Genomic DNA, 26051 nt, shown 5'->3' on the forward strand with positions numbered 1-26051 from the left:
GCTTCGGTGACGATCCGGGAGGAACGCTTCACGCGGTCGGCCCTCGCTTGCGATCGATCCAGGCGACCAGACGGGCCGACAGGGGGAACAGCATCACGGAGATCATGGTCTGTGCCAATAGCACAGTATCGACGTGCGCGCCGATGGGAACCGCGATCCAGCGGCCGATTGCGGTGCAAAAAACGATCGCGCCGCTGGCGATCAGCCAGTCCTGCCAGAAATCGCGGGTGACGAGGCGCTGCTCGATCAATTCGATCGCGATAAAGCAGAGCGACCAGAGCAGCATCGCCGATCCGAGCGGCTGGCCACTCACCAGATCGTCGAACAGGCCGAGCGGCGCCGCGGCCCAGGGGCGCAGTGCGAATCGCGCGAGCAGGCGCCAGCTGAGCAGCAGGATCAGCCCCAGTGGCGGCATCAGCGGCAGGCTTGCGACCACCGGCACGATGGCGGTCAGCGTCGATGCAGCCAATACGCTGACCCAGGGGAGCGCGCGGGCCCGCCCGGGGGGCAGCGGCGCCTGGAAGGGCCGATAGTCGATCGAATTGCGCGTCGTCACCGGATCACGGCACCGCCGGGCGGGCCGGCGGGGGCGGCGGCATCGGGACGTAGGGGCGCTCGACCACCGCGAAATCCAGCGCATCGGGGGCCATGAACGGCGTCGCGACGACGCTGTCCATGCCGTTGCGATCGACCTGCGCCACCGGAACGCCGGGCGCGTACAGGCCGCCCGTGCCCGAGGTCACGAACATGTCGCCACGGTTGAAGCGCACGTTGGTCGCGTCGACCGAGCGGATATCGACGCGTCCGTCTCCGCGCCCTGCCGCGATCGCGGCGACGCCGTCGCGGGTGCGGCGGACGGGGACGAGGCTTTCGGGATCGGTGATCAGCAGCACGCGCGCGGCGATCGGCCCGGATTCGAGGACGCGGCCGACGAGGCCATCCGGCCCGCGCACCGGCATGCCGGGCTGCACGCCCTGCATGCGCCCGGCGTTGAGCAGCGCGAAGCGTCGCCCACTGCTGGCGGTCGATCCGACGAGGCGCGCGGCTATGACGACTTCGGGCGTGCGGTCGCGGACGCGCAGCAGCGCGCGCAGGCGGCGATTGTCATAGGCAATGATCCGCGCGCGGGTCAGCAGTGCGCGGCTGCGCGCAACTTCGGCGCGAAGCTGCGCATTCTCGCCATGCACGCCGATCCACGTGCCGATCGCGCGCGGCACGGACGCGACGGCATCCACCCCCGCATCGAGCACGCCGGCGATCGGCGCGGTAACGCTCGCCACCGCCATGCGCGCGGTGCCGAACGCCGGCGGGTGGACCGTGGACACGACGAGCAACACGGCCCCCACCACCGCGCCCGCCACTGCGAGCACGTAGCCGATGAACGTCGAATATTGCCGTCGCCGCGAAAAACCGGTGCGACGGTCGCGGGCAGGCGCCATGCGCCGGGTCCCCCGTCCGTTGAGTGTGGGTCAGCCGTTACGTCGTTGCGGGCGTTCAGCCGGTTTGCAGCACGCCACGGAACATCGGATCCTCCAGCGCGCGGCCGGTGCCGAGCGCGACGCAGGTCAGCGGGTCCTCGGCGACGGTCACCGGCAGGCCGGTCTCGTCGCGCAGCACCTCGTCCAGCCCTTCGAGCAGCGCGCCGCCGCCGGTCAGCACGATGCCCTGGTCGACGATGTCCGCCGCCAGTTCCGGCGCGGTGTTTTCCAGCGCGACGCGCACGCCCTCGACGATCGTCGCGACCGGCTCGCTCAGGGCTTCGGCGATCTGGCCCTGGTTGATCTGGATCTCCTTGGGCACGCCGTTGACGAGGTCACGGCCCTTGATGTGGATGATCTTGCCGATGCCGTCGACCGGCGGGCGGGCGATGCCGACTTCCTGCTTGATCCGTTCGGCGGTGGCTTCGCCGATCAGCAGGTTGTGGTTGCGGCGGACGTAACTGACGATCGCTTCGTCCATCTTGTCGCCGCCGACGCGCACCGAGGTGGTGTAGGCGAGACCGCGCAAGCTGAGCACCGCGACTTCGGTGGTGCCACCGCCGATGTCGACGACCATGCTGCCGATCGGTTCGGTGACGGGCATGTCGGCGCCGATCGCGGCCGCCATCGGCTCTTCGATCAGATAGACCTGGCTGGCGCCGGCGTTCGACGCGGCGTCGCGGATCGCGCGGCGTTCGACCTTGGTCGAGCCCGACGGCACGCAGATCACGATTTCCGGCCAGCGGGCGAACTTGCGGGGGCCGTGGACCTTGCGGATGAAGTGCTTGATCATCTCTTCGGCGACGTCGATGTCGGCGATGACGCCATCGCGCAGCGGGCGGATCGCCTCGATCGAACCCGGGGTCTTGCCCATCATCAGCTTGGCGTCGTCACCGACCGCCTTCACCCGCTTGACGCCGTTGATCGTCTCGACCGCGACGACCGACGGCTCGTTGAGCACGATGCCGCGCCCGCGGACGTACACCAGCGTATTCGCGGTGCCGAGATCGATCGCCATGTCGTGGGACATGAATTTGAAGAAGCGGGGGAGAGCCATGGAGCGCAGGGTTCCGTGTTCGGGACGCACAAAAAGTACCGCTTCATCCGTCGCAGGCCGTGTCGGCCAGGAGGTTCGTCACGTCTTGCGTAGGGCTCGCGGGATGCGTCCGCTTGGTATAGAGCTTGCGCAGTGTCAATACGCCGTCTGCCCGAACATCTCGTCAACCGCATCGCCGCCGGTGAAGTGGTGGAAAGGCCCGCCAGCGCGTTGAAGGAGCTGGTCGAAAACGCCATCGACGCCGGTGCGAATCGCATCGCGGTGATGCTGGCGAACGGCGGGCTCGCGCGGATCGAGGTTGTCGATGACGGCTGTGGCATGGCACCGGCCGACATGGCGCTGGCGCTGGAACGGCATGCGACGTCCAAGCTGCCCGACGAAGCCATTGAAAATGTGACGACCATGGGCTTTCGCGGCGAGGCCTTGCCCTCGATCGCCAGTGTCGCACGGCTGACGATCGAAAGCCGCGTCCGCGGCGCGGAGGGCTGGGCGCGGACGGTCGACAACGGCATCGTCGCTCGGGAAGGGCCCGCCGCCTTGCCGCCGGGGACGCGCGTGATCGTCGAGGATCTGTTCGGGCGCGTGCCGGCGCGGCGCAAGTTCCTGCGCTCATCCCGCGCCGAATATGCCGCCTGTCTCGATACGGTACGCCGGCTGGCGATGGCGCGGCCCGATATCGCCTTCACGCTGGAGCATGACGGCCGCCGCGCGCTCGCCGCGATGCTGGCCGAGGACCGGCCGGCGCGCGTCGCCGGGCTCACCGACCGGGCGCTCGCCGACAATGCGGTGACGATCGATCTGGAGCGGCCGACCGATTCGGGGCCGATCGTGCTGGGCGGGGTGGCGAGCATCCCGACCTACAATCGCGGTGTCGCCGACCACCAATATCTGTTCGTCAACGGTCGGCCGGTGCGCGACCGCCTGCTGATGGGCGCGATCCGCGGTGCCTATGCCGAGATGCTGCCGCGCGATCGGCATGCCGTGGTGGCGCTGTTCCTCGACGTGCCGCCGGCGGAGGTGGACGTGAACGTCCATCCCGCGAAGACCGAGGTGCGCTTTCGCGATCCCGCGATGGTGCGCGGCATGATCGTGTCGGGCCTGCGGCGCGCGCTCGATGCGGCGGGGCACCGCAGCGTGCAGCGGCCGGCCGAGGATGCGCTGGCGATGTGGCGGCCGGAGCCGGTAGCGCCCCATCCCACGGGCGCGGTGGCGGGCGAGGCGTGGGCCGCGCCGGCGATGGGGGGCGGTGCATCTGGAGCGACGGACGGCGCGGGGCTGTTCGCGCAGCGCTACGTCAACGATGCCCGCCCGACGTTCGCCCCGCCGCCTCCCGCCGCGCGCGCCGAGCCGGCCTATGCGCTGCCGCCGTCGACCGTCGCGCACCCGCTCGGCGTCGCGCGCGGTCAGGTGGCGCGGACCTATATCGTCGCGGAAGCGGAGGACGGGCTGGTGCTGGTCGACCAGCATGCCGCGCATGAGCGGCTGGTGCTCGAACGCATGCGCGCGGGACTGGCGGGTGGGCGGGTCGCGGCGCAGGCGCTGCTGATCCCCGAAGTGGTCGAGCTGGACGAGCCTGCCTGCGACCGCCTCGAATCGCGGATCGGCGAACTCGCCGAACTGGGGCTGGAGCTGGAGCGGTTCGGGCCGACGGCGATGCTGGTGCGGGCGACGCCGGCCTTACTGGGTCAGGCCGATCCGTCCGGACTTATTACCGATCTGGCGGACGAACTCGCCGCGTTCGACGAGGCGCTGTCGCTACGCGAGCGGCTGGATGCGGTGGCCGGCACGATGGCCTGCCATGGGTCGGTGCGGGCGGGCAGGGTGCTGGGCGTCGCCGAGATGAATGCGCTGCTGCGCGAGATGGAGGCTACGCCGCACTCGGGCCAATGTAACCATGGTCGGCCGACATGGGTGAAGCTGGCGCATGGCGATATTGAGCGTCTGTTCGGTCGTCGCTGAACAGCCAGGCTTCCGCTTCCGCACGGCTGAAGAAATGGGCGACGCCCTCGCGATCGGGCGGGTTGAGGCGTTTGGCCTGATGGCGGGACAGCGACATGCCGACGACCATGGCGAGCCGCCGGCCCTGCCGCACCGGATCACGCACGATGGTGGTGAAGGCGTTGACGACATCCTGCGACTGGATGCTCATGTCCGAGATATCGCAGAGCGTCAGATGCGCGTTGGGTGCGCAGCGGAGCAGGGCATGCGCTTGCGCCCATTCGCGATCGAAGGCGGCGACGTCGGGCAACAGGAAGAATCCCGACAAAGTGATGTAGGTGACACCCCGGGCGGTATCCGGTTCTACGCGAAATCGAGCAGGAGAATGCAGACCCATGAATGTGTCCATATCGGTGCGGACTTTCATGGAGGTTAATGGCGCGGGTTAAAGGAGCATGACTCGCCCGAGACGCCAGTGGCGGCGGCCCGTTCACGAACACGCAACCTTTGCATCGGGTGCGCATTGGGCATTGGGAATCGCAAGGACCTGATGATGAAGCAGATTTTTCCCGTCGTTCTGGCCCTGATCCCGCTGGCGGCGGTCGTGAGCGCCTGCGTGACCTGCCCCTGAGGCGTCGGTCGTCAAACCTGCCGACAGTACACGTCGGACGCACGAAAAAGGGCCGCCCGGTACGCACCGGACGGCCCTTTTCGTGGATCGGCGATAGCCGACGCGGGGGGTTAGCCCTGCGCCTGCTCCGTTTCGGCGCGATCGTCGCTCTGCACTTCGGCAGTGGCGCCCGGCTCGGCGTTGGGATCGTAATCCTCGGTGAAGCCGGCTTCGTCACGCTCGAACATCGATGCCATGACATCGACGCCCGACGCCTGCATCTCGGCCTCTTCGGGCGAGCGGGCGACGTTGACCTTGACGGTCACGGCGACTTCCGGGTGGAGCGCGACGCGCACGTCGTACAGGCCGATCGACTTGATCGGCTTGTCGAGCACGATCTGGCTCTTGGTCACCTTGAGGCCGTCGGCGACCAGCGCCTCGACCAGGTCGCGCACCGCGACCGAGCCGTACAGCTGGCCGGTGTTCGACGCCTGACGGATCAGCGTGACCGACACGTCCTTGAAGTTGACCGCTTCCTTCTCGGCTTCGCCGCGACGGTTCGCGTTTTCCGATTCGATGCGGGCGCGGTTCGCCTCGAACACCTTGCGGTTGGCTTCGTTGGCGCGCAGCGCCTTCTTGTTCGGCAGCAGGAAGTTACGGGCGAAACCGTCCTTCACCTTCACTACGTCGCCGATGGCGCCGAGCTTCTCGACGCGCTCAAGCAGAATGACGTCCATGGATCGGACTCCTTACTTAACGACGTAGGGCAGCAGGCCCAGATGACGGGCGCGCTTGATCGCCTGGGCGAGTTCGCGCTGCTTCTTGGCGCTCACCGAGGTGATGCGCGACGGAACGATCTTGCCACGCTCGGACACGAAGCCCTGGAGCAGACGGACGTCCTTATAGTCGATCCGGGGCGCATCCTTGGCGCTGAACGGGCACGACTTGCGGCGGCGGAAAAACGGGCGAGCCATTATGCGGCCTCCTCTTCACGGTCACGACGCGGGCCGCGGTCGCCACGGGGGGCGCCGTCACGGCCGCCTTCACGGTCGCTGCGACGCTCACGGTCGCGCTCCTGCTTGCGCATCATGACGGTCGGACCCTGCTCCAGCTCGTCGACCTTGACGGTCATGTAGCGGATCACGTCCTCGTTGATCTGGGTCTGGCGCTCCAGCTCGGCCACCACGTTGCCGGGGGCGTCGATCTCGAGCATCACGTAATGCGCCTTGCGGTTCTTCGCGATGCGATAGGCGAGGCTGCGCAGGCCCCAGGTCTCGGTCTTGACGACCTTGCCGCCATTGTCTTCGATGATCTTCGTGGCGGTTTCCGCCAGCGCGTCCACCTGCGCCTGTGCCAGATCCTGGCGCGCAAGGAACGTGTGCTCGTACAGAGCCATGCCTTGTCCTTCGTTGGCCGATCGCTGACGCCGCCCCATGCGGCGCCCCTCCGGCTGTCGTCCCCGTATCGCTCTCACTCAAATCGCAATACGAACCGGGGCGGAGAGACTGGCTCTCCACCCCGGATGTGGCGTCCCCTAACGGGTTCGCGCCAAAAGGCAAGGCTTAACGGCCCGCCTCATGAACGGCGAGGCTCAGCGGAACGAGCGCTGGATCACGCGGATGACCGTGCCGTTGTTGCGGACCAGCACCGCATCGCGACCCGAGCGCGCCCAATAGGCACCGCGCGGCGGCGGGGCGAGGCGATAGGTGCGGTAGTCGCGCACGATGCGATAGTTGGCCGCGCGACGGCGATCGAAGCGCTGGCCGGCGCGCCAGCCGCGGGTTTCGGTGGTCCGCGTCGTCACGACGGTGCGGCCGTTGGCGCGTTCCTTGACGGTAGTGACCGTGCGCTGCTGCGGCGCGGCTTCGGCGACGCTGGCAACCATCGGGCTGGCGACCAGCGTGGCGGCGATCGCGCTCAGGATCAGCTTCTTCATCGTTCATACTCCCGTTGAACATGCATTGGATACTGGCGCCGTTTTTCGTGGCGTCGGAAGGAGATATGGGCGCCACCTGTCGCACGCCTCTCCCACCGATCCGTCAAAACGGTCGCAACGTGTCGCAACTCCGCGATCTTCGTTCAGGTTGCGTGAGGCCCGCCGCGGCCCTAGTGGCGCCCTCCTGCGAATTAAGGAGAGTCCAGATGCGGGCATTCATCTTCCCCGGCCAGGGCAGCCAGGCGGTCGGCATGGGCAAGGCGCTGGCCGACGCGAGTCCCGTGGCGCGCGAAGTGTTCGGCGAAGTCGACGAGGCGCTGGGCCAGCATCTGTTCCGCCTGATGGTCGAAGGACCCGCGGACGATCTGACCCTGACCGAAAATGCCCAGCCCGCGATCATGGCCAACGCCATCGCGACGCTGCGCGTGCTGGAGCGGGAAGGGGGCGTGTCGCTCGCCGACAAGGCGGACTATGTCGCGGGCCACAGCCTTGGCGAATATAGCGCTTTGTGTGCGGCGCAGGCGTTCGACCTGTCCACCACCGCGCGTCTGCTGAAGCTGCGTGGGCAGGCGATGCAGGCGGCGGTGCCGGTGGGCGAGGGCGCGATGGCGGCGCTGCTCGGTGCCGATCGCGACAAGGCGCAGGTGATCGCCGGGGCGGCGGTCGATGCGATTCTGGCGGAGGGCGGCGAGCAGCTCGTCTGCACCGTCGCGAACGACAACGACCCCTCGCAGGTCGTGATTTCCGGCCACCGTGCCGCGATCGAACGCGCGGTCGCGCTCGCCAAGGACCTGAGTGCGAAGCGCGCGGTATTGCTGCCGGTGTCGGCGCCGTTCCACTGCCCGCTGATGCAGCCGGCCGCGGACGCGATGGACGCCGCGCTGGCCGATGCGCGCATCGGGGCGCCGCTGGTGCCGGTGTTCGCCAACGTCGATGCCGCGGCGATCGCCGATCCGGGGGCGATCCGCGCGTCGCTCGTCGCGCAGGTGACGGGCATGGTCCGCTGGCGCGAATCGGTGCTGGCGATGGTCGAGGCGGGCGTCACCCAGTTCGTCGAATTCGGCGGCAAGGTGCTGTCGCCGATGGTCAAGCGCATCGCTCCCGACGTGGATGCGATCAGCGTGGTGACGATGGACGACATCGAGGATTTGCTTAAGAAGGTGTGATCACGCGGAGGCGCGGAGACGCGGAGAAGAAGTGAGAGACATTGACCAGATCAGCGGTGACGTGCTCGACATTGCGTTGAGGATCCACCGCGATCTCGGTCCCGGCCTTCTGGAAAGCGTCTATGAAACCGTCCTCGCGGGCAAACTATCGGCGGCAGGCTATCAGGTCGCGCGTCAGCGACCGGTGGCTATTGAATTCGAGGGAATGCGGTTCGATGCCGCATTTCGCATCGACCTGCTTATAGACGAGCGACTGCTCGTCGAGGTCAAGTCGATCGAACGGTTGACTATCATTCACGCCAAACAATTGCTGACCTACCTTCGTCTCACCCATCAGCCCGTAGGGCTGCTGATCAATTTTGGTGGCGCGACGCTCAAGGAGGGAGTGCGACGGATCGTCAACGACCATCGCCCCTCCGCGTCTCCGCGTCTCCGCGTGAATCAAAATCTTGGAGATTAAACGATGTTCGATCTTAGCGGCATGACTGCGCTCGTGACGGGGGCTTCGGGGGGTATCGGGTCTGCCATTGCCAGGGGGTTGGCGGCGCAGGGGGCGCGGTTGGCGGTGTCGGGTTCGAATGCCGAGAAGCTGGAGGCGTTTCGTGCGGGCCTTGGCGGGGATCACGTTGCGGTGCCGTGCAACCTGTCGGATGCCGCGGCGGTCGACGCGCTGGTGCCGCAGGCGGTCGAGGCGCTGGGCGGGCGGATCGATATCCTGGTCAACAATGCCGGCGTCACGCGCGACAACCTGGCGATGCGGATGAAGGACGACGAATGGGATCAGGTGATCCGCGTCAATTTGGAGGCCGCCTTCCGGCTGATCCGCGCCGCCGCCAAGCCGATGATGAAGCAGCGCTTCGGCCGTGTCGTGTCGATCACGTCGGTCGTCGGGCAGACCGGCAATCCGGGGCAGGCGAATTATGCCGCGTCCAAGGCGGGCCTCGTCGGCATGTCGAAGGCGCTGGCGCAGGAACTGGCCAGCCGCAACATCACGGTCAATTGCGTCGCGCCCGGCTTCATCCGATCGGCGATGACCGATGTCCTGCCCGAGGCGCAGAAAGCGGCGCTGCTCGGCCGCATCCCGGCGGGCGACCTGGGCACCGGCGAGGATATCGCCGCGGCGGTCGTCTATCTGGCGTCGAAGGAGGCAGGGTACGTCACCGGCCAGACGTTGCACGTCAACGGTGGCATGGCGATGATCTAACCCCTTGTTAAGGCGGTTGGCCGACGCCAACCCTTAACAGACGCTTGCCAGCCGGACGGCCCCGTTCTACGGGCTGTCGGGAATTACTGAAAACCCCCCAACGTGAAGAGGGAATACACATGAGCGAGACCGCCGACCGCGTGAAGAAGATCGTCGTCGAGCATCTCGGCGTCGAAGCCGACAAGGTGACCGAGGACGCGAGCTTCATCGACGACCTGGGTGCCGACAGCCTCGACATCGTCGAGCTCGTCATGGCGTTCGAGGAAGAGTTCGGGGTCGAGATCCCCGACGATGCCGCCGAGAAGATCACGACCGTCAAGGACGCGATCACCTACATCGACGAGCATAAGGCGTAATCGCCTGAGGCCGGGCCTTTCGCCTCGCCTCGCGCCCGCAAGGGCATGATTGAAGCGGCTCCCCGTCCCCGTTGTGAGAGGGCGGGGGGCCGTTTTTCGTAACAGCCGGGCGCGAAACCCGCGGCCGGGGACGTACATGGACTGGATGGAGTAAGGGTATGCGGCGCGTTGTCGTAACCGGATTGGGCCTCGTGACGCCGCTCGGCGCGGACGTCGAGACGGCCTGGGCCAATCTGATCGCCGGCAAGTCCGGCGCGGGGACGATCACCCGCTTCGATACCACGGGCCAGAAATGCACGATCGCGTGCGAGGTGAAGCCCAAGGATCACGAATATGGTTTCGACCCCGACAAGCGCGTCGACCACAAGGTCCAGCGTCAGGTCGATCCGTTCATCATCTATGGCATCGACGCCGCGGGCCAGGCGCTGGAAGACGCAGGCCTCACCGAGATGGACGAGGCGACCAAGCTGCGCGCGGGCGTGTCGATCGGATCGGGCATCGGCGGCCTGCCGGGCATCGAGATCGAATCGATCAACCTGCATGAGCGCGGCCCCAGCCGGGTCAGCCCGCACTTCGTCCATGGCCGCCTGATCAACCTGATCAGCGGTCAGGTCTCGATCAAATACGGCCTGATGGGCCCGAACCACGCGGTCGTCACCGCCTGCTCGACCGGCGCGCATTCGATCGGCGATGCCGCGCGGATGATCCGCGACGACGATGCCGACATCATGCTGGCGGGCGGTGCGGAAAGCACGATCAACCCGCTGGGTGTCGCCGGCTTCGCGCAGGCGCGCGCGCTCAACATGAGCATGAACGACCGCCCGACCGAAGCGAGCCGCCCCTATGACAAGGACCGCGACGGCTTCGTGATGGGCGAGGGCGCGGGCGTGGTGGTGCTCGAGGAATATGAGCACGCCAAGGCACGCGGCGCGAAGATCTATGCCGAGGTCGTCGGCTATGGCCTGTCGGGCGACGCCTATCACGTCACCGCGCCGCACCCCGAGGGCAAGGGCGCCGAGAATGCGATGCGCATGGCGCTGCGCAAGGCGGGCATGGAGCCGTCGGACATTGATTACATCAACGCGCATGGCACCTCGACCATGGCGGACACGATCGAGCTCGCCGCGGCGAAGCGCGTGTTCGGTGACGATCTGTCGGGCGCGTCGATGTCGAGCACCAAGTCGGCGATCGGGCATCTGCTCGGCGGGGCCGGTGCGGTGGAGAGCATCTTCTGCATCCTGGCGCTGCGCGACCAGATCGTGCCGCCGACGCTGAACCTGCATAATCCCGACGAGGGCACCGAGGGCGTCGACCTGGTGCCGCTGACGGCGAAGAAGCGCGAGGTGAAGGCGGTGCTGAACAATTCGTTCGGCTTCGGTGGCACCAATGCGTCGCTGGTCATGAAGGCGATCTGAGCCACTTACGATGCGCAAGGTCGGCTGCCTCGGTCTGTTGCTCGGGCTCGTCGCGATCGTCGCGGCGGTCGTCGTCGTGCGCAGCTGGGGCGGCAGCGGCCCGGCGCAGCGGACGGTGACGGTGCAGGTGGCGGAGGGCAGCAGCCTCGCCGCCGCCGCGCGGGAATTGGAACGGGCCGGGGCGATCCCCTCCGCCGGCCGCTTCCGCCTGTTCGCCCGCGTGTTCGGGGCGGATGGCTCGATCAAGGCGGGCGAATATCGCATCCCGCCGCACACCAGCCAGGCCGATATCCTGAAGATGCTGCAGGGCGGCAAGGTGCTCCAGCGCCTTGTCGTCGTGCCCGAGGGCTATCCGTCGGTGCTGGTGCATGACGCGCTCGCCAAGGCGGATGGCCTGACCGGCAGCGTGCCGGTGCCCGCCGAAGGATCGGTTCTGCCCGACAGCTACGCCTTCCAGCGCGGCGACACCCGCGTGTCGGTCGTCGCCCGCATGCAGACGGCGATGAAGGCGTATCTCGCCCAGGCCTGGGCGAAGCGGAAGCCCGGCATTGCGGTGACGACGCCCGAACAGGCGATCATCCTCGCCTCGATCGTCGAGAAGGAAACCGGCAAGCCGTCCGAACGGCGGATGGTCGCCGCGGTCTATGGCAACCGGCTGAAGCGCGGCATGCCGTTGCAGGCGGACCCGACCGTCATCTATCCGATCACCAAGGGGCGGCCGCTCGGCCGGCGGATTCTACGCAGCGAATTGCAGGCGAAGAACGGCTACAACACCTATGCCGAGGTGGGGCTGCCGGCCGGGCCGATTGCCAATCCGGGCCGGGCGTCGATCGACGCGGTGCTCGATCCGGCGCAGTCGAATGCGCTGTACTTCGTCGCGGACGGCACAGGCGGCCATGTGTTCGCCGACACGCTGGCCCAGCACAATGCCAATGTGCAGAAATGGTACGCGATCCGCCGCCAGCGCGGGGAGATGTGATCAGGCGGGGGTAAGCACGCGCGGCGCGGTGGCGAGCTGCGCCGCCAGCCAGTCACGTGCCGCCGTCTCGTCCAGAAAGATCGCCGCCGCAGTCGTACCGAGCGAGCGTTCCGCCTGTAATTTGACGAGCATGGCAGAGAACAGCAGGCAAACCGGCCGCTCCTGACTGCTCGCCCGGCCGATGACGTTCGCGAAGCCCTCGGCCAGCGCGCCGGTCTGTACCTGATAGTCGCGGCAATCGACGAAGACGCCATAGCGGCCATAGCGCCGGGCTTGTCCGACGCTGCGCGCGGTCACCTCGTCGACGAAGGCCGCCAGAACCGGCGGTGTCCAGAAGCCCTGGAGCCGTATCGTGAAGACGCGGGCCTGTTCGTCGAAGGCGAAGGTGTACATGCCCTTCACCCTGCACCGATCGGATGGAGGATCGGTTAAACTAGCGGCGGGATTCGATCATCTTGATGCCGATTGCCCGTCGAAATGGCCCCGGCAAAGGGGCGGCTGTGGCGCGCGATATCATCGTGGCGGACGGGGACCGGGGCGGCCGTTACGCACAGCGATGCCGGGACGGGCACGGCATCGCTGGTGGTGTTTGTGATCGGGCCTCAGCGCCGCAATGCGCTCGCCGCGCGGGCCTTGGCTTCGACGTCGGCCATGCTGCCGCCCGTGACCCAGCTGCCGCCGACGCACAGGACGGGGTCGAACGCCAGCCAGTCGGGCGCAGACGCTTCGGTGATGCCGCCGGTGGGGCAGAAGCGGCACTGGTAGAAGGGCGCGGCGAGAGCCTTCAGCGCCTTCAGCCCGCCGCTGGTTTCGGCGGGGAAGAATTTGAAGTGCGTGAGGCCGAGGTCGAGCCCGCGCATGATGTCGCCCGCCGTGGCGGTGCCGGGCAGATAAGCGACGCCAGCGTCCAGGATCGGGCGCGCGAGGCGTTCGGTGAGGCCGGGCGAAACGATGAATTCGACGCCGGCATCGATCACCGCCTTCGCCTGCGCTTCGTTGACGACGGTGCCCGCGCCGACGATCGCGCCGGGCACGGTCTTCATCTCGGCGATCGCCTCCATCGCGGCGGGGGTGCGCAGCGTAACCTCGAGAACGCGCAGGCCGCCGGCGACGAGCGCTTGCGCCAGTGGCTTGGCGGTGGCGGCGTCGTCGATCACCAGCACCGGGATGACGGCGCTGGTCTGCATGATGGTGGCGATATCGGTCATGCTGGATGCTACCTTTTTATGCGTGTTCTTGGGCGAAGGCGGCCGCCGCGCCGAACAGGCCGGGCTGCGGATGCGTGATGAGCTTGACGGGGATGCCCGCCATCAGCGTCTGGAACCGCCCCTTGGCGACGAAGCGCTGGTCGAAACCGGAGCGGATCAATTTGTCCTTGATGCGCAGGCCCAGGCCACCGGCGATGACCACGGCCTTGGCGCCATGGGCGAGCGCGAGGTCGCCTGCCACCGCACCCAGCGACAGGCAGAAGCGATCGAGCGCGGCGAGAGCGATCGAATCGGTGCCGTCCAGCGCCTCGGTCCAGATCGCCTTGTCGTCGAGGTTCGGCACCGCGCGGCCTTCCAGCGCGGCGAGCGTTTCGTAGATCGCGACGATGCCGGGGCCGGAGCAGATGCGCTCGGTCGACACGCGGGTGAACTGGCGACGCAGCCGCTTGACGAAGGCATCCTCGATCCCGTCGAGCGGGGCATAATCGACATGGCCGCCTTCGGTGGCGAGGACGTGGTAGCGATCGCTGGTCTTGAACACCTGCGCGACGCCGAGGCCGGTGCCCGGGCCGCAGACGGTGGTCACGCCCTGTTCGGGTAGGGCCAGGTCGGGGCCGCAGAGATGCTCGAAGTCTTCAGCGGGCAACTGGGCCACCGCGTGGCCGACCGCGCCGAAATCGTTGATGACGGTGTAGATGTCCGCGCCGAGCCGTTCGGGGATCAGCGACGGACGGATCACCCAGGGATTGTTGGTCAGCCGGATGATGTCGCCGGTGATCGGCGAGGCGACCGACAGCGCCGCCGCCTTGGGCAGCGGCGTGCCGTGGATCGAGGCGAAATGCTGCCATGCGGTCTGCAAGCTGGCGTGTTCGGCGGTCTTCAGCGTCACCGGCTCGCCGAGCGATACGACGCGGCCGTTCTCCACCTCCGCGATGGCGAAGCGGGCGTGGGTGCCGCCGATGTCTACGCTGACCAATTGCATTGCGTTTCCTCTCTTATCGTTCCGACCCGCCCTCACCCTGTCGCCGGCTTCGCCGTCTCTTCCCTCTCCCGATGGGAGAGGGAGGGAGGCGCGCAGCGCCGGGAGGGTGAGGGTGGTCTCTTACAACCCAGCCGCCGCGAGCATCCCCGACGCGCCCTTTTCGGCTTCGTCGGCGAGGCCGCGGAACATGCCGAACAGCTCACGGCCCATGCCCGTCGCCGCGCCCGGCGCGTCGCAGAGCGGGCGCTCCAGCCATTCGGCAGGATCGACCAGGGCATCGAGCGTGCCGTTCACCGCGTCGACGCGGATGATATCGCCATCGCGGATCTTGCCGATCGCGCCGTTGCCCAGGGCTTCGGGCGAGCAATGGATCGCGCACGGCACCTTGCCGCTGGCGCCCGACATGCGGCCGTCGGTGACCAGCGCGACCTTGAAGCCGCGGTTCTGGAGCACGCCCAGCGGTGGGGTGAGCTTGTGCAGTTCGGGCATGCCGTTGGCGCGCGGGCCCTGGAAGCGGACGACGACGACGACGTCCTGCTCCAGCTCACCGCGCTTGAACGCGTCGAGCACGTCGAGCTGGTCGTGGAAGACGCGCGCGGGCGCCTCGATCACCCAACGCTCGCGATCGACCGCCGACACCTTGATGCAGGCGCGGCCGATGTTGCCGGCGAGGATGCGCATGCCGCCATCAGGCGAAAAGGCTTCGGCGACGGGGCGCAAGATGCTGGTGTCGCCGCTGTCGCCGACCGGCTCCCACGCCAGCTGATCGTCGGCGATGACGGGCTTCTGCGCATAAGCGGCGAGGCTGTCGCCGCTGACCGTCGTGATGTCGCCGTGCAGCAGACCGGCCGAGAGCAGTTCGCGAATGACGAAGGGCATGCCGCCCGCCGCCTCGAACGCGTTCACGTCGGCCGAACCGTTGGGATAGACGCGCGCGATCAGCGGCACTGCCTGGCTGAGGCGATCGAAATCCTCCCAGTCGATGACGATGCCCGCCGCGCGCGCGATGGCGGGCACGTGGAGCAGGTGGTTGGTCGAGCCGCCGGTCGCGAGCAGCCCGACCGCGGCGTTCACGATCGCGCGTTCGTCGACGCAATGGCCCAGCGGGCGATAGTCGTCACCGCGCCAGCCCATGCCGGCGAGGCGATGCACCGCAGCGCGGGTCAGCTCCTGGCGCAGCTTGGTGCCCGGATTGACGAAGGCGGCGCCGGGCATGTGCAGGCCCATCACCTCCATCATCATCTGGTTGGTGTTGGCCGTGCCGTAGAAGGTGCAGGTGCCCTTCGAATGATAGGCCGAAATTTCGGCGTCGAGCAGTTCCTCGCGCCCGGCCTTGCCCTCCGCATAGGCTTCGCGCACCGCGGCCTTCGCCTTGTTGGGCAGGCCCGAGGGCATCGGACCGCCGGGGATCAGCATCATCGGCAGGTGACCGAAGCGCAGCGCCCCCATCAGCAGGCCCGGCACGATCTTGTCGCAGATGCCGAGCAGCGCCGCGCCTTCGAACGTGCCGTGGCTGAGCGCGATCGCGGTCGATAGCGCGATCGTGTCGCGGCTGAACAGCGACAGCTCCATGCCCGGATAGCCCTGCGTCACGCCATCGCACATCGCGGGTACGCCGCCGGCGACCTGTGCCGTCGCGCCGACCTCGCGCGCCCAGACCTTCATCAGTTCGGGATAGCGGTAGTAGACGGCGTGCGCGGACAGCATGTCGTTGTACGCGGTGACGATCCCGATGTTCATCGCCTGGCCGGACCGCATCGTGTCGCGATCTTCCTCGGTCCCGGCATAGGCGTGGGCGAGGTTGGCGCAGCCGAGTTGCGGGCGCCGCGCGCCATTGTCCCGCTCGCGCTCGATCAGCGACAGATAGGCGGCGCGGCTGTCCTTCGACCGGGCGATGATGCGGTCGGTGACGGCGGAGACTTCGGGGTTCATGGCGCGGATTCCTGGGGAGGGGTGGGGCGCGGGTGATCCCTCTATACCGTTCGCCCTGAGCTTGTCGAAGGGCGGTGGGTCTCACCGTGCTTCGACAGGCTCAGCACGAACGGTAGGAGGGAGTTTACGGCGCCCAGTGGATGTCGACGGGCAGCTCGGCATCGGCGAGGACGCGACCGATCGGATAGGGCGACGATGGGCCCTGTTCGATCGCCTGTTCCAGCACCTTGCGCTTGTCCTTGCCGGTCAGCGCGATCATCAGCGCGCGCGCCGTCACGATGCCCTGGCGGCTGAGCGTGACGCGTGCGACCGGTGCCTCGGGCGGCAGCGGATCGGGCATCACGCCCAGCATGCGGCGCTCCTTGGGGCCGTTCAGCGCTTCGTCGAAATCGGGGCCGGGGAAGATCGAGGCGGTATGCCCGTCGCCGCCCATGCCGAGCAGGCACAGGTCGAGCGGCCAGTGCAGGTCCTGCATCAGCGCATCGGCGGAGCGGCCGGCGGACTTATAATCCTCGGTCTGCTTGGGCACGATCGGGATGACGCGCGCGCCCTTGGGGATGAACAGCTTGCCGAGCTGCGTCACGTTCGACAGCGGGTCGCCGAGCGGCACGATGCGCTCGTCGCCCGGCACGATCGTCACGCGCTTCCAGTCGAGCTTGGCCTGTGCGAGCTTTTCATAGGCCGGGAAGGGGGTCTTGCCGCCGGCGAGTGCGATGACCGCGGAGCCGCGCGCATCGATCGCGCTTTCGATGACGAACTGGATGTCGCCGGCGATCGCGTCCGCGAGCTCGCCCGCGTCGTCATACTCCCACCATTCGATCTCGGTCATGGGTACAGCCTTTTCATGTCGGCGCGCGGGGCTCGCTTAGCGGAGTGGCCCACGCAAGGTAAGTGCCCCCGCATACGTATGGGGGACAGAAATGTTCGCGTCGCGCGCGAGTCACGCGTGCTCCCTAATCGTCATCCCCGCGAAGGCGGGGATCCAGAACCTCTGACCTCGCGGCATGGAGTGCGACGGTAGCGCGTCTGGATTCCCGCCTTCGCGGGAATGACGAAAGGGGGCTAGGGGCTCGACCTCAATCGTCCTGCCAGGTCACGCCATCGCGCTCGGTCAGCGCGATCGCGCCCGCGGGGCCCCAGGTGCCGGCGGCATAATGCTTGGGCTTGGTCTGGTTCGCATCCCAGCCGGCGCGGATTGCGTCGATCCAGGTCCATTGCGCCTCCACCTCGTCGCGGCGGACGAACAGCGTCTGGTCGCCCTCGATCAGGTCGAGCAGCAGGCGCTCATAGGCGATGCGGCGGCGGGTGCCGGCAAATTCGGCGTCGAGGCTGAGGTTGAGCGGCACCTCGCGCAGGCGCAGGCCGTCGCGGTCGAGGCCCGGCTCCTTGGTCATCACCAGCAGCTGGATATATTCCTCCGGCTGCAGGCGGATCACCAGCGTATTGGGCTGCAGCACGCCGCCGCGGCCCGAGAACATCGAGTGCGGCACCGGCTTGAACTGGATCGCGATCTCGCTGCGGCGCTTGGCCATGCGCTTGCCGGTGCGCAGGTAGAAGGGCACGCCCTGCCAGCGCCAATTGTCGATATGCGCCTTGATTGCGACGAAGGTTTCGACATTGCTGTCATAGCCCAGTTCGTCGTCATAGCCCTTGACGACCTTGCCGCCGACCGCGCCTTCTTCATATTGGCCGGTGACGGTGCATTGCGGCACCTGCTCGGGCGTGATCTTGCGCATGCTGCGGAAGACCTTGGCCTTTTCGTCGCGGATCGCGGTGCCGTCGTACAGCGCCGGCGGCTCCATCGCGATCAGCGCGACGAGCTGGAGCATATGGTTGGCGACCATGTCACGCAGCGCGCCCGCGCCCTCGTAATAGCCGGCGCGATCCTCCAGACCCACCGTCTCGGCGATGGTGATCTGGACGTTGTCGATCCCCTGCGCGTTCCAGATCGGCTCGAACATCGAATTGCCGAAGCGCAGCGCCAGGATGTTCTGGACGGTTTCCTTGCCCAGATAATGGTCGATGCGGAACGTCCGCTCTTCGGGGAAGGCGCTGGCGACGGTGTCGTTGATCTCCTTCGACGAGGCGAGGTCGTAGCCCAGCGGCTTTTCGAGCGCGATGCGCACGGTCGGCCCGGTCAGTCCGACCTTCTCGAGGCCCTGCACCGCCGATTCGAACAGCGAGGGTGCGGTTGAGAGATAGATGGCGAGGCCGCCCGACACGTCGCCGATCTTGTCGGCGAGCGGCTGGAAGCTGTTGGGGTCGGACAGATCGGCAGGCTGGAACTGGATGCGCTGCATGAACGTGCCGAGCGCGCTTTCGTCCTTGCGGTCGGCGGGGAGGAATTCGTCGAGCGCCTTCTTCACGACGTCGCGATAGCCATCGTCGTCCATGTCGCCGCGCGCCGAGCCGGTGATCGTCAGATCCTTGGGCAGCAGGCCGTCGGCGTGCAGGCCGTACAGCGAGGGCAGCAACATGCGCTTGGCGAGGTCACCGGTGGCTCCGAACAGGAGCAGCTTGCCGACGGGATTGCGCTGCATGACGATCCTTTACGTTACAGGATGAGGCCGGCGAGCGGATCGAGCCCGGCCATGATGTTGAGGTTCTGCACCGCCGCGCCGCCCGCGCCCTTGCCGAGATTGTCGAGCGTCGCGATCAGCCGGACGTGGCCGGTGCCGGGGTTGCCGCAGACGCGCAGCGTCATGCGGTCGGTGCCCGCATTCTCCTCGATGGCGATTGCGGTGACGTCGCCCGGCGCGACCGAAATGAGCGCGCTGTCGGCATAGGCCGCGGCCAGCGTGTCCTCGATCTGCGCGATGCTGGGGCTGCCGGGCAATTGCGCGAGCGGCAGCGGCACTTCGGACAGCATGCCGCGGTTGAGCCGCGTGACCGACGGCGCGAAGATCGGTGGGTGGGCGAGGCCGGCGTGCGTCTTCATCTCGGGCAGATGCTTGTGCGCGAGGGTGAGGGCGTAGACGCGGAAGGCGGTGTCGGTGCCGCCTTCTTCGAACTCGGCGATCATTGCCTTCCCGCCGCCGGAATAGCCCGAGGTGGCGTTATAGGTCAGCGGCCAGTCGGCGGGCACAAGGCCGGCGCGGATAAGCGGGGCGACGAGCGCGAGGAACGCGGTGGGGTAGCAGCCGGGGTTGGAGACGCGTGGGGATTGCGCGATCCGGTCCGCCTGGCCTGCGTCGAGTTCGGGGAAGCCATAGGTCCAGCCCGTCGCGACCCGATGCGCCGACGATGCGTCGATGATCCGCGCGCCACCGTCGCGGACGAGCGCGGCGGCTTCCTTCGCAGCCTCATCGGGCAGGCAGAGGATCGCGAAATCGGAGTCGTTCAGCGCCTCGGCTCGCGCAGCGGCGTCCTTGCGACGCGCCTCATCGAGCGTCACGATGGTGAGATCGCTACGGCCGCTCAGCCGTTCGCGGATGTCGATGCCGGTGGTGCCGACCGCACCGTCGATGAAGACCGAGACGGTCATGCCGCGTCATCCTGCGGCACGGCGATATCCAAGGCGGTGCGGTCGACATAGCCGACGAGGTTCTGCGCCGTGGCCCGGCCCCAGGCGTGGTTGCCGGCAAGCTCCAGCACGTCGAACGTATCGCCGACGCTGAGATCGGCGACCTGCTCGCTGAGGTTGCGATCGCCGAACAGTCCGACAGCGCGCGACACGACGGTGACCATCGGCGCGGCATAATGGGGCGCGAAGACCTGTTCGGCGAGGCGGACGTCTGCCAGATCGCCGCGAACGGCGTGGGTACGCGGATCGAGATCGACCGAGGGGCCGGTTAGCGCAAAGGCTTTACGCGAGGGCCGGTTGAGGTGCGTGTGATTCGCCGTCGCCGAGGAATTGCCCGAACTCTTCAAGAAACTCTGCCCCTTCGGATGTACGTGCGACGAAGATATTGCGCTTGTCGCTGTCGTCACGCTGACGGCGCAGATAGCCGAGGGCGCCCAGCCGATTCAAGGCGCGCGTGACGACGGGCTTCGACACGTTGAGCGCCCGGGCCAGGCCGCGCACCGTATGCGGGCCGGGATTGAGGTAAACGAGGAGGAGCAGTGCCATCTGCCGGTTGGTGAGATCGGGCTCGCCCGACCGCACGTAATCCACCAGGGCGCTCATCCACGTCGCGAGTGATTGCGCGGCTGTTCCCACGTGCAAATATCCGTTTCTGCGCCATTTTCGGGCTTTGTTTCGGGGTCATAACGCCGCGGTGCGGTGGTGGTTTCCGGGAAATGAACGGTGGGTGGAATAAACGGGGCGGGGCGGGTCTGCGCGTCGGTATCCCGCTTCATGGCGTCATTCCCGCGGAGGCGGGAATTCATAGCCGCTACCGGTATTTATGGAGTCGACACGGTAGCGCGTCTGGATCCCCGCCTGCGCGGGGATGACGAAGAAGGGAGGCACCAGGTTGGCAGGCGAGGCCTCCGCACCCCCATCCCCACGCCGGTTGATCGTTCGGCGCGCCTCGCCTATGTGCGCGCCTTCATCCGTTTTTCCCAAGGTCGTCGATGTTCACCTTCCTCCTCGTCGTTCATGCCATCATCGCCGCCGCGCTCGTGACGGTGATCCTGATGCAGAAGTCGGAAGGCGGCGGCCTCGGCATGGGCGGCAGCCCGTCGGGCCTGATGTCGGCGCGCGGCGCGGCGGACTTCCTGACCCGCATGACCTCGATCCTCGCGACGGTGTTCGTCTGCATGTCGATCGCGCTCGCCTTCATCGCGGCGCACCGCCAGACGCAGACGATCGACACCTCGCTCGCCCGTCCGCTTCCTGCGGCGCCGGCTCCGGCGGCCCAGCCGCTCGCACCGGCGCAGGATGCGGTGCCCAATGCGCCTGCCGATAACGGCGCGGTGCCGCTGCAGCGTTAAGCCGCACAACGTTTCGTCGTAAATCGCGCGCGGGAGACCCCCGCGCGCTCTTGTCGTTTGCCCCCCATCCAAGCTAGGCGATTCCTCCCATGGCGCGGTACATCTTCATCACCGGCGGCGTGGTTTCGTCGCTCGGCAAAGGCCTCATGGCGGCCTCTCTCGCAGCTCTGCTTCAGGCACGCGGCTATCGCGTCCGGATCCGGAAGTTCGATCCCTATCTCAACGTCGATCCGGGCACGATGAGCCCGTATCAGCACGGCGAGGTCTATGTGACCGACGACGGTGCGGAGACGGACCTCGACCTCGGCCACTACGAACGCTTCACCGGTGTTGCGAGCCGCCAGTCGGACAACGTCACCTCCGGCCGCATCTACAAGACGATCATCGAGCGCGAGCGTCGCGGCGACTATCTCGGCGCGACGGTGCAGGTGATCCCGCACGTCACCGACGCGATCAAGGCGTTCGCGCGCGCGGAAACCGACGACCTCGACTTCGTGCTCTGCGAGATCGGCGGCACGGTCGGCGATATCGAATCGCTGCCGTTCATCGAGGCGATCCGCCAGCTGCGCAACGAAGAAGGGCGCAACAACGCGATCAGCATCCACGTGACGCTGGTGCCCTACATCGCCGCCGCGGGCGAACTGAAGACCAAGCCGACGCAGCATTCGGTGCGCGAACTGGCCGCCCTGGGCGTGCAGCCCGACGTGCTGGTCTGTCGCTGCGAACAGCCGCTGCCGCCGTCGGAGCGCGCCAAGATCGCGCTGTTCTGCAACGTCCCCGAAACCGCGGTCATCCCCGCGCTCGACGCCAAGAGCATCTATGCGGTGCCGATGCAGTATCACGGCGAGGGTCTGGATGCGGAGGTGCTGCGTGCCTTCGGCATCACGCCGTCGTCGGCCCCCGATCTGTCGCGCTGGAGCGACATCATGGATCGCCTGACCAACCCGGAGGGCGAGGTGACGGTCGGCGTCGTCGGCAAATATGTCGGCCTGCAGGACGCATATAAGTCGCTCAACGAAGCGCTGGTCCATGGCGGCATCGCCAACCGCGTGAAGGTCAACGTCCGCTGGATCGACGCCGAACTGTTCGAGAATGACGACAGCGAGATCGTGAGCCAGCTCGAACCCTGCGATGCGATCCTCGTCCCCGGTGCGTTCGGCGAGCGTGGCGCGGAGGGCAAGATCAAGTCGGTCAAGTTCGCCCGCGAGCGCGAAATCCCCTATTTCGGCATCTGCTTCGGCATGCAGATGGCCTGCGTCGAAGGCGCGCGCGATACCGCGGGCATCGCCAATGCCTCGTCGACCGAATTCGGCCCGACGAGCGAGCCGGTGGTCGGCCTGATCACCGAATGGATGGGGCGCGACGGGCTGGAACAGCGCGAGGCTTCGGGCGATATGGGCGGCACGATGCGGCTCGGCGCCTATGAAGCCGCGCTCGACGGCAACAGTGTCGTCGCGTCGATCTACGGCGGCACGACCATTCAGGAACGCCATCGTCACCGCTACGAGGTGAACACGCACTATAAGGACGCGCTGGAAAAGGGCGGCCTGGTGTTCAGCGGCATGTCGCCCGACGGCACGCTGCCCGAAATCGTAGAGCGTCCCGATCACCCCTGGTTCGTCGGCGTGCAGTTCCACCCGGAGCTGAAGAGCAAGCCCTTCGATCCGCACCCGCTGTTCGCCAGCTTCATCGCCGCCGCAGTCAAGCAGAGCCGATTGGTGTGATGTATTCGCCCTCCCCCGGTATAGCCGGGGGAGGGTTTTGCGTTTCGGGACGCTAGTCCCGCCGCCGGCGCGCTAGAGGCGGCAGGGTTCGCTTCGGAAGTGGCTCAGGCCGTCAGCGTCTTCAGCGGGATGTCGGTTTGCGCCAGTGTTGCGGCATCGGCGGCGGTGCGGGCGACCACGAGCGCGCGGCCCTGCACGTAATCCTTCACACTGTTGATCGCGTCGATCGCGATTACTTGCCCGTCCTTCAGATAGATGGCGCTGAAGCTGCGTGAGGCGGGATCGCCGCGCACCACCACCTGATCGTGGCCGGTCGACAGGCCGACGGTCTGCAACTTCAGGTCATACTGGTTCGACCAGAACCACGGGACGGCGTCATAGGGTTCGGCCGCGTCGTGGATTGCGCGAGCGACGGTGCCGGCCTGATCGTTGGCGTTCTGCACCGATTCCAGTCGGATGACGGCGCCGTCCGCATAGGGGTTGGGGTGGGCGGCACAGTCGCCGATCGCATAGACGTCAGGCAAGGTGGTGCGGCACATGGCATCGACGATCACGCCGTTGCCGCACGCCGCGCCGGCCGCCTGAAGCGGTGCGATCGCCGGGATGATGCCGATGCCGACGATCACCATGTCGCACGGCACTACTTCTCCGTCCGCCAGCCGCACGCCGGAGGCGGCGCCGTCCGTGCCCTCGATACACTCCACCGCACAGCCCAGGCGGATATCGACGCCATGCGCGCGATGCTCGGCTTCGAAGAACCGCGACACCGCTTCGCCCGCGACGCGCGCCAGCACCCGGTCGAGCGCTTCGATCAGGGTGACGGACTTGCCGAGCTTCGACAGCACCGCGGCAGCCTCCAGCCCGATGTAGCCGCCACCGATCACGACGACGCGCGTGGTGTCGTCCAGTTCCGCCATCATGCGATCGACATCGGCGCGGGTGCGCACGGCATGGACGCGGGCGAGGTCATGGCCCGGGCAGGTCAGCCGGCGGGGCGCGCCGCCGGTCGCCCAGATCAGCGTGCCATAGCCGATGCTGTCGCCATCCTCGCGTGTGATCGCGTGACCAACCGGATCGATCGCCGTCACGCGCTGGCCCAGCAGCATCGTCACTTCGCGCTCGCGCCAGAAGCTTTCGGGGCGCAGCAGCAGGCGATCAAACGATTTGTCGCGCGCCAGATAATCCTTGCTGAGCGGGGGGCGTTCGTAGGGCAGTTCAGGCTCGTCACCGATGATCGCGATCGTCCCCGCAAAGCCACGCTGGCGTAGCGCGATGGCGGCCTGTGCGCCGGCATGGCCCGCCCCGACGATCACAATGTCGAACCTGTCGCTCATTCCCGAAATCCCTCGCCCATTCCGAACACGTGCTTATGGTCCGATGGACCATAAGGAGCGGTGCCAGAAAAGCGACGGGTTGTCATGACCCGTCCATATCGATCCTAAAGCTTGGCGCGTTTGTGATCACCGCCGTCACTGTCGGCCCAGTGCCGCGTGCGGGGTGTGTGGCCGATCCCTGGATTCAGCTGATTCCGGGGGTCTATATCGCGATAGAATTCGGCCAGTTGGGCGGGCGCGACATAGAGGTGGCCGACATTATGTTCGGCGGGATATTGGGCGCCGCGCGCGTCGAGCAGCGCCCAGAGCGCATGTTCAAAGGCGAGGGGATCGTTGCCGCGTCGGACGATATAGTCCTGATGGAAGACGTGGCAGAAGAAATGGCCGTAATAGAGCGTGTGGATTACCTGATCGGCCAGCGCTGGCGGCAGGTCCTCGACCCAAGCCTGCGCATTGCGGGGCAGCGCGACGTCGAGCGCGACGATATCGGCGACCTCGTCGCCGTGGACCGCCCGATATCGGACGGCGGCACCCGCCACCACGAATCGGTGGAGAAAGGCCTTGGCGCTGTCCGATGCGCTGCATTCCCGATGGTCGCCCACGGCATCGCCCGGAAACAGCCGCGCCAGCAGCGCGCGGGTCTCGGCGCGCTGATCGCCCGACACCTTCAGGATCAGGTGATGCGCAAAAAGATCGCGATAGGTGCGCATCCAGCCGGGCAGATGATCGGGCATGAACCGCGCCGACCATTGCATCAGGCGGTCGCTCAAGCCCTTCGACACGCGATCCGCGACCGCATCGAACCGAGCCTTGGCGGCCAGGAGGGCAGGGAGCCGATGCGTACCGAGCCGTTCGATGGCCAGGAACGTGTCGCGCCCATAATGATCCGCGACGTCGAAGGCGGTCCGGTGGATATATTCGCCCGCGATCGGCAGCCGGTCGAAATCGCGCAACATCGTTCGGCGCAGGTCGGTCAGCCGATCGGGATCGTTGGTGCCGATATAGAAGGTTGCGCTATCCTCTTCGCGCGCGAAGGTGTCGAGGCGCACCGCGAAGACGATCAGCTTGCCCGCGCTGCCCGATGCTTCGAACAGGCACCGTGGGTCGGCGTTGAAGCGGGCGGGCATGTCGCTGTCGATCGCGCGGACATGCTCGGCATAGCTGTGATCGTGCGCCCAGCGATCGGTGGTGGCCTCGACGTCTGCCTCAGTGAAATCCCCGGTGTCGAGCCGCGACAGGATCGTGTGCGGATCGTCGCCGAGTGCGATGCCCAGATGATTGACTAGTTTGAGGCTGCCGTCCGGTTGCACGGCGGCGAACAGGGCGAGCTGCGTATAGGCGGGGCCGCGCCGGATCAGCGATCCCCCCGAATTGTTGCAGACGCCGCCGACGACCGACGCGCCGAAACAGGACGATCCGATCACCGAATGCGGTTCCCGCCCATAGGGTCGCAGCGTCCGTTCGAGCTCGTGCAACGTCGCACCCGGCAGGCACACCACCTGCTCGCCGCCCCGGATCACGCGCAGCCGGGACAGACGGGTAGTGCTGATGATGACCAGGCCGCCCGGATAATCGTCGCCATCGGGTGTCGAGCCGCCGGTCAGCCCGGTATTCGACGCCTGCATGATGATCGAGACATCGGCGGCGACGCAGGCCTGCGCGACGCGCCACAGCTCCACCAACGTGGCCGGCTGCACGACCGCGATCGCCGGTCCGTCGCCGGTCCTGTATCCCTTGCGGAACCGCGCCGTGGCGCGCGGGCTGGTGAGCAGGTGACGCCCGCCGACGATGGCGCGCAGCGTCGCCAGGAGCGCCGCGGTGTCGGTCATGGCCGTGGCGCCGGGGTCATTGCGTTTG

Annotated in this window: 28 protein-coding genes; 9 read left to right on the forward strand and 19 right to left on the reverse strand. The window is 67.3% G+C overall.

What is annotated here, in order from left to right; all coding sequences use genetic code 11:
* Positions 1-28: 28 nt before the first annotated feature.
* Genes mreD through SPHME3_RS0111365 form a run of 3 tightly spaced genes read right to left on the reverse strand, consistent with a single transcriptional unit; the run spans position 29 to position 2535 of the window.
* Complete coding sequence (gene mreD, locus SPHME3_RS0111355) at positions 29-556, reverse strand: rod shape-determining protein MreD (protein WP_017979040.1); 528 nt, start codon at positions 554-556, stop codon at positions 29-31.
* 4 nt (positions 557-560) lie between these two features.
* Positions 561-1439: a rod shape-determining protein MreC gene (gene mreC, locus SPHME3_RS0111360; RefSeq protein ID WP_017979039.1), complete on the reverse strand. Its 879-nt coding sequence runs from the start codon at positions 1437-1439 to the stop codon at positions 561-563.
* A 55-nt stretch (positions 1440-1494) separates the two neighbouring features.
* Positions 1495-2535 carry a rod shape-determining protein gene (locus SPHME3_RS0111365; protein WP_018250722.1) on the reverse strand — a complete coding sequence of 347 codons (1041 nt, stop codon included), beginning with the start codon at positions 2533-2535 and terminating at the stop codon, positions 1495-1497.
* A 132-nt stretch (positions 2536-2667) separates the two neighbouring features.
* Here SPHME3_RS0111365 and mutL point away from each other — a divergent pair, with 132 nt between their 5' ends.
* Positions 2668-4494, forward strand: coding sequence for a DNA mismatch repair endonuclease MutL (gene mutL, locus SPHME3_RS0111370; RefSeq protein WP_017979037.1), 1827 nt, complete (start codon positions 2668-2670; stop codon positions 4492-4494).
* Here the strand turns inward: mutL and SPHME3_RS21050 are convergent.
* The 5 genes from SPHME3_RS21050 to SPHME3_RS0111400 form a co-directional block, all read right to left on the reverse strand.
* On the reverse strand, positions 4403-4900 hold the full coding sequence (locus SPHME3_RS21050; protein WP_145957875.1) for a hypothetical protein: 498 nt from the start codon (positions 4898-4900) through the stop codon (positions 4403-4405). The genes mutL and SPHME3_RS21050 overlap by 92 nt on opposite strands.
* A 314-nt stretch (positions 4901-5214) precedes the next feature.
* On the reverse strand, positions 5215-5820 hold the full coding sequence (gene rplI, locus SPHME3_RS0111385) for a 50S ribosomal protein L9 (protein ID WP_018250724.1): 606 nt from the start codon (positions 5818-5820) through the stop codon (positions 5215-5217).
* Between the two features lie 12 nt (positions 5821-5832).
* On the reverse strand, positions 5833-6057 hold the full coding sequence (gene rpsR, locus SPHME3_RS0111390) for a 30S ribosomal protein S18 (protein WP_007403456.1): 225 nt from the start codon (positions 6055-6057) through the stop codon (positions 5833-5835).
* Positions 6057-6479 (reverse strand): 30S ribosomal protein S6, encoded by a 423-nt coding sequence (gene rpsF / locus SPHME3_RS0111395; RefSeq protein ID WP_017979033.1) that lies wholly within the window; start codon positions 6477-6479, stop codon positions 6057-6059. Before rpsF ends, rpsR begins: the two co-directional genes overlap by 1 nt.
* 195 nt (positions 6480-6674) lie before the next feature.
* The gene (locus SPHME3_RS0111400) at positions 6675-7019 is read right to left on the reverse strand and encodes an RcnB family protein (RefSeq protein WP_017979032.1); all 345 of its coding nucleotides are present in this window, start codon (positions 7017-7019) and stop codon (positions 6675-6677) included.
* A gap of 206 nt (positions 7020-7225) precedes the next feature.
* On the opposite strand from SPHME3_RS0111400, the gene fabD reads away from it, so the two are divergent.
* From fabD to mltG, 6 genes are all read left to right on the forward strand, one after another.
* Positions 7226-8185, forward strand: coding sequence for an ACP S-malonyltransferase (fabD, locus tag SPHME3_RS0111405; protein WP_017979031.1), 960 nt, complete (start codon positions 7226-7228; stop codon positions 8183-8185).
* A gap of 31 nt (positions 8186-8216) precedes the next feature.
* Entirely contained in the window at positions 8217-8645 is a 429-nt protein-coding gene (locus SPHME3_RS0111410; protein WP_017979030.1) for a GxxExxY protein, read from the forward strand.
* A gap of 3 nt (positions 8646-8648) precedes the next feature.
* Positions 8649-9389, forward strand: a complete 741-nt coding sequence (gene fabG / locus SPHME3_RS0111415) for a 3-oxoacyl-[acyl-carrier-protein] reductase (RefSeq protein ID WP_024310553.1) — start codon at positions 8649-8651, stop codon at positions 9387-9389.
* Positions 9390-9508: 119 nt separating this feature from the next.
* Positions 9509-9745, forward strand: coding sequence for an acyl carrier protein (locus SPHME3_RS0111420; RefSeq protein WP_017979028.1), 237 nt, complete (start codon positions 9509-9511; stop codon positions 9743-9745).
* 158 nt (positions 9746-9903) lie between these two features.
* A complete protein-coding gene (gene fabF, locus SPHME3_RS0111425; protein ID WP_020486511.1) occupies positions 9904-11160 on the forward strand; it encodes a beta-ketoacyl-ACP synthase II in 1257 nt (418 codons plus the stop codon).
* A gap of 10 nt (positions 11161-11170) precedes the next feature.
* Positions 11171-12139, forward strand: a complete 969-nt coding sequence (mltG, locus tag SPHME3_RS0111430; RefSeq protein WP_017979026.1) for an endolytic transglycosylase MltG — start codon at positions 11171-11173, stop codon at positions 12137-12139.
* On the opposite strand, the gene SPHME3_RS0111435 is transcribed toward mltG, so the two are convergent.
* The 9 genes from SPHME3_RS0111435 to SPHME3_RS0111480 form a co-directional block, all read right to left on the reverse strand.
* Complete coding sequence (locus SPHME3_RS0111435) at positions 12140-12532, reverse strand: hypothetical protein (protein ID WP_017979025.1); 393 nt, start codon at positions 12530-12532, stop codon at positions 12140-12142.
* A gap of 209 nt (positions 12533-12741) precedes the next feature.
* Entirely contained in the window at positions 12742-13347 is a 606-nt protein-coding gene (eda, locus tag SPHME3_RS0111440; protein WP_017979024.1) for a bifunctional 4-hydroxy-2-oxoglutarate aldolase/2-dehydro-3-deoxy-phosphogluconate aldolase, read from the reverse strand.
* Between the two features lie 16 nt (positions 13348-13363).
* Positions 13364-14329, reverse strand: coding sequence for a glucokinase (glk, locus tag SPHME3_RS0111445; RefSeq protein ID WP_017979023.1), 966 nt, complete (start codon positions 14327-14329; stop codon positions 13364-13366).
* Positions 14330-14449: 120 nt separating this feature from the next.
* Entirely contained in the window at positions 14450-16261 is a 1812-nt protein-coding gene (gene edd, locus SPHME3_RS0111450) for a phosphogluconate dehydratase (protein WP_017979022.1), read from the reverse strand.
* 124 nt (positions 16262-16385) lie between these two features.
* Complete coding sequence (gene pgl / locus SPHME3_RS0111455) at positions 16386-17090, reverse strand: 6-phosphogluconolactonase (RefSeq protein ID WP_017979021.1); 705 nt, start codon at positions 17088-17090, stop codon at positions 16386-16388.
* 247 nt (positions 17091-17337) lie between these two features.
* Positions 17338-18801 carry a glucose-6-phosphate dehydrogenase gene (gene zwf / locus SPHME3_RS0111460; RefSeq protein ID WP_017979020.1) on the reverse strand — a complete coding sequence of 488 codons (1464 nt, stop codon included), beginning with the start codon at positions 18799-18801 and terminating at the stop codon, positions 17338-17340.
* 14 nt (positions 18802-18815) lie between these two features.
* Complete coding sequence (gene argC, locus SPHME3_RS0111465; protein ID WP_017979019.1) at positions 18816-19745, reverse strand: N-acetyl-gamma-glutamyl-phosphate reductase; 930 nt, start codon at positions 19743-19745, stop codon at positions 18816-18818.
* Positions 19742-20131 (reverse strand): SH3 domain-containing protein, encoded by a 390-nt coding sequence (locus SPHME3_RS21560; RefSeq protein WP_231376750.1) that lies wholly within the window; start codon positions 20129-20131, stop codon positions 19742-19744. Before SPHME3_RS21560 ends, argC begins: the two co-directional genes overlap by 4 nt.
* Positions 20067-20387 (reverse strand): MarR family transcriptional regulator, encoded by a 321-nt coding sequence (locus tag SPHME3_RS0111480; RefSeq protein ID WP_017979016.1) that lies wholly within the window; start codon positions 20385-20387, stop codon positions 20067-20069. The genes SPHME3_RS21560 and SPHME3_RS0111480 overlap by 65 nt, the downstream gene beginning before the upstream one ends.
* A 389-nt stretch (positions 20388-20776) precedes the next feature.
* Here SPHME3_RS0111480 and secG point away from each other — a divergent pair, with 389 nt between their 5' ends.
* Complete coding sequence (gene secG, locus SPHME3_RS0111485) at positions 20777-21136, forward strand: preprotein translocase subunit SecG (RefSeq protein ID WP_017979015.1); 360 nt, start codon at positions 20777-20779, stop codon at positions 21134-21136.
* Positions 21137-21225: 89 nt separating this feature from the next.
* A complete protein-coding gene (locus tag SPHME3_RS0111490) occupies positions 21226-22860 on the forward strand; it encodes a CTP synthase (RefSeq protein WP_017979014.1) in 1635 nt (544 codons plus the stop codon).
* Positions 22861-22964: 104 nt separating this feature from the next.
* Here the strand turns inward: SPHME3_RS0111490 and SPHME3_RS0111495 are convergent, their stop codons facing one another.
* Together SPHME3_RS0111495 and dld are read right to left on the reverse strand one after the other, a co-directional pair.
* Positions 22965-24194 (reverse strand): NAD(P)/FAD-dependent oxidoreductase, encoded by a 1230-nt coding sequence (locus SPHME3_RS0111495; RefSeq protein ID WP_017979013.1) that lies wholly within the window; start codon positions 24192-24194, stop codon positions 22965-22967.
* A gap of 104 nt (positions 24195-24298) precedes the next feature.
* Positions 24299-26023 carry a D-lactate dehydrogenase gene (gene dld, locus SPHME3_RS0111500; protein ID WP_017979012.1) on the reverse strand — a complete coding sequence of 575 codons (1725 nt, stop codon included), beginning with the start codon at positions 26021-26023 and terminating at the stop codon, positions 24299-24301.
* Positions 26024-26051: the final 28 nt, after the last annotated feature.

It is taken from the genome of Sphingomonas melonis DAPP-PG 224 (genome assembly GCF_000379045.1).
In the GTDB taxonomy this organism is placed as follows: Bacteria; Pseudomonadota; Alphaproteobacteria; order Sphingomonadales; family Sphingomonadaceae; genus Sphingomonas; species Sphingomonas aquatilis.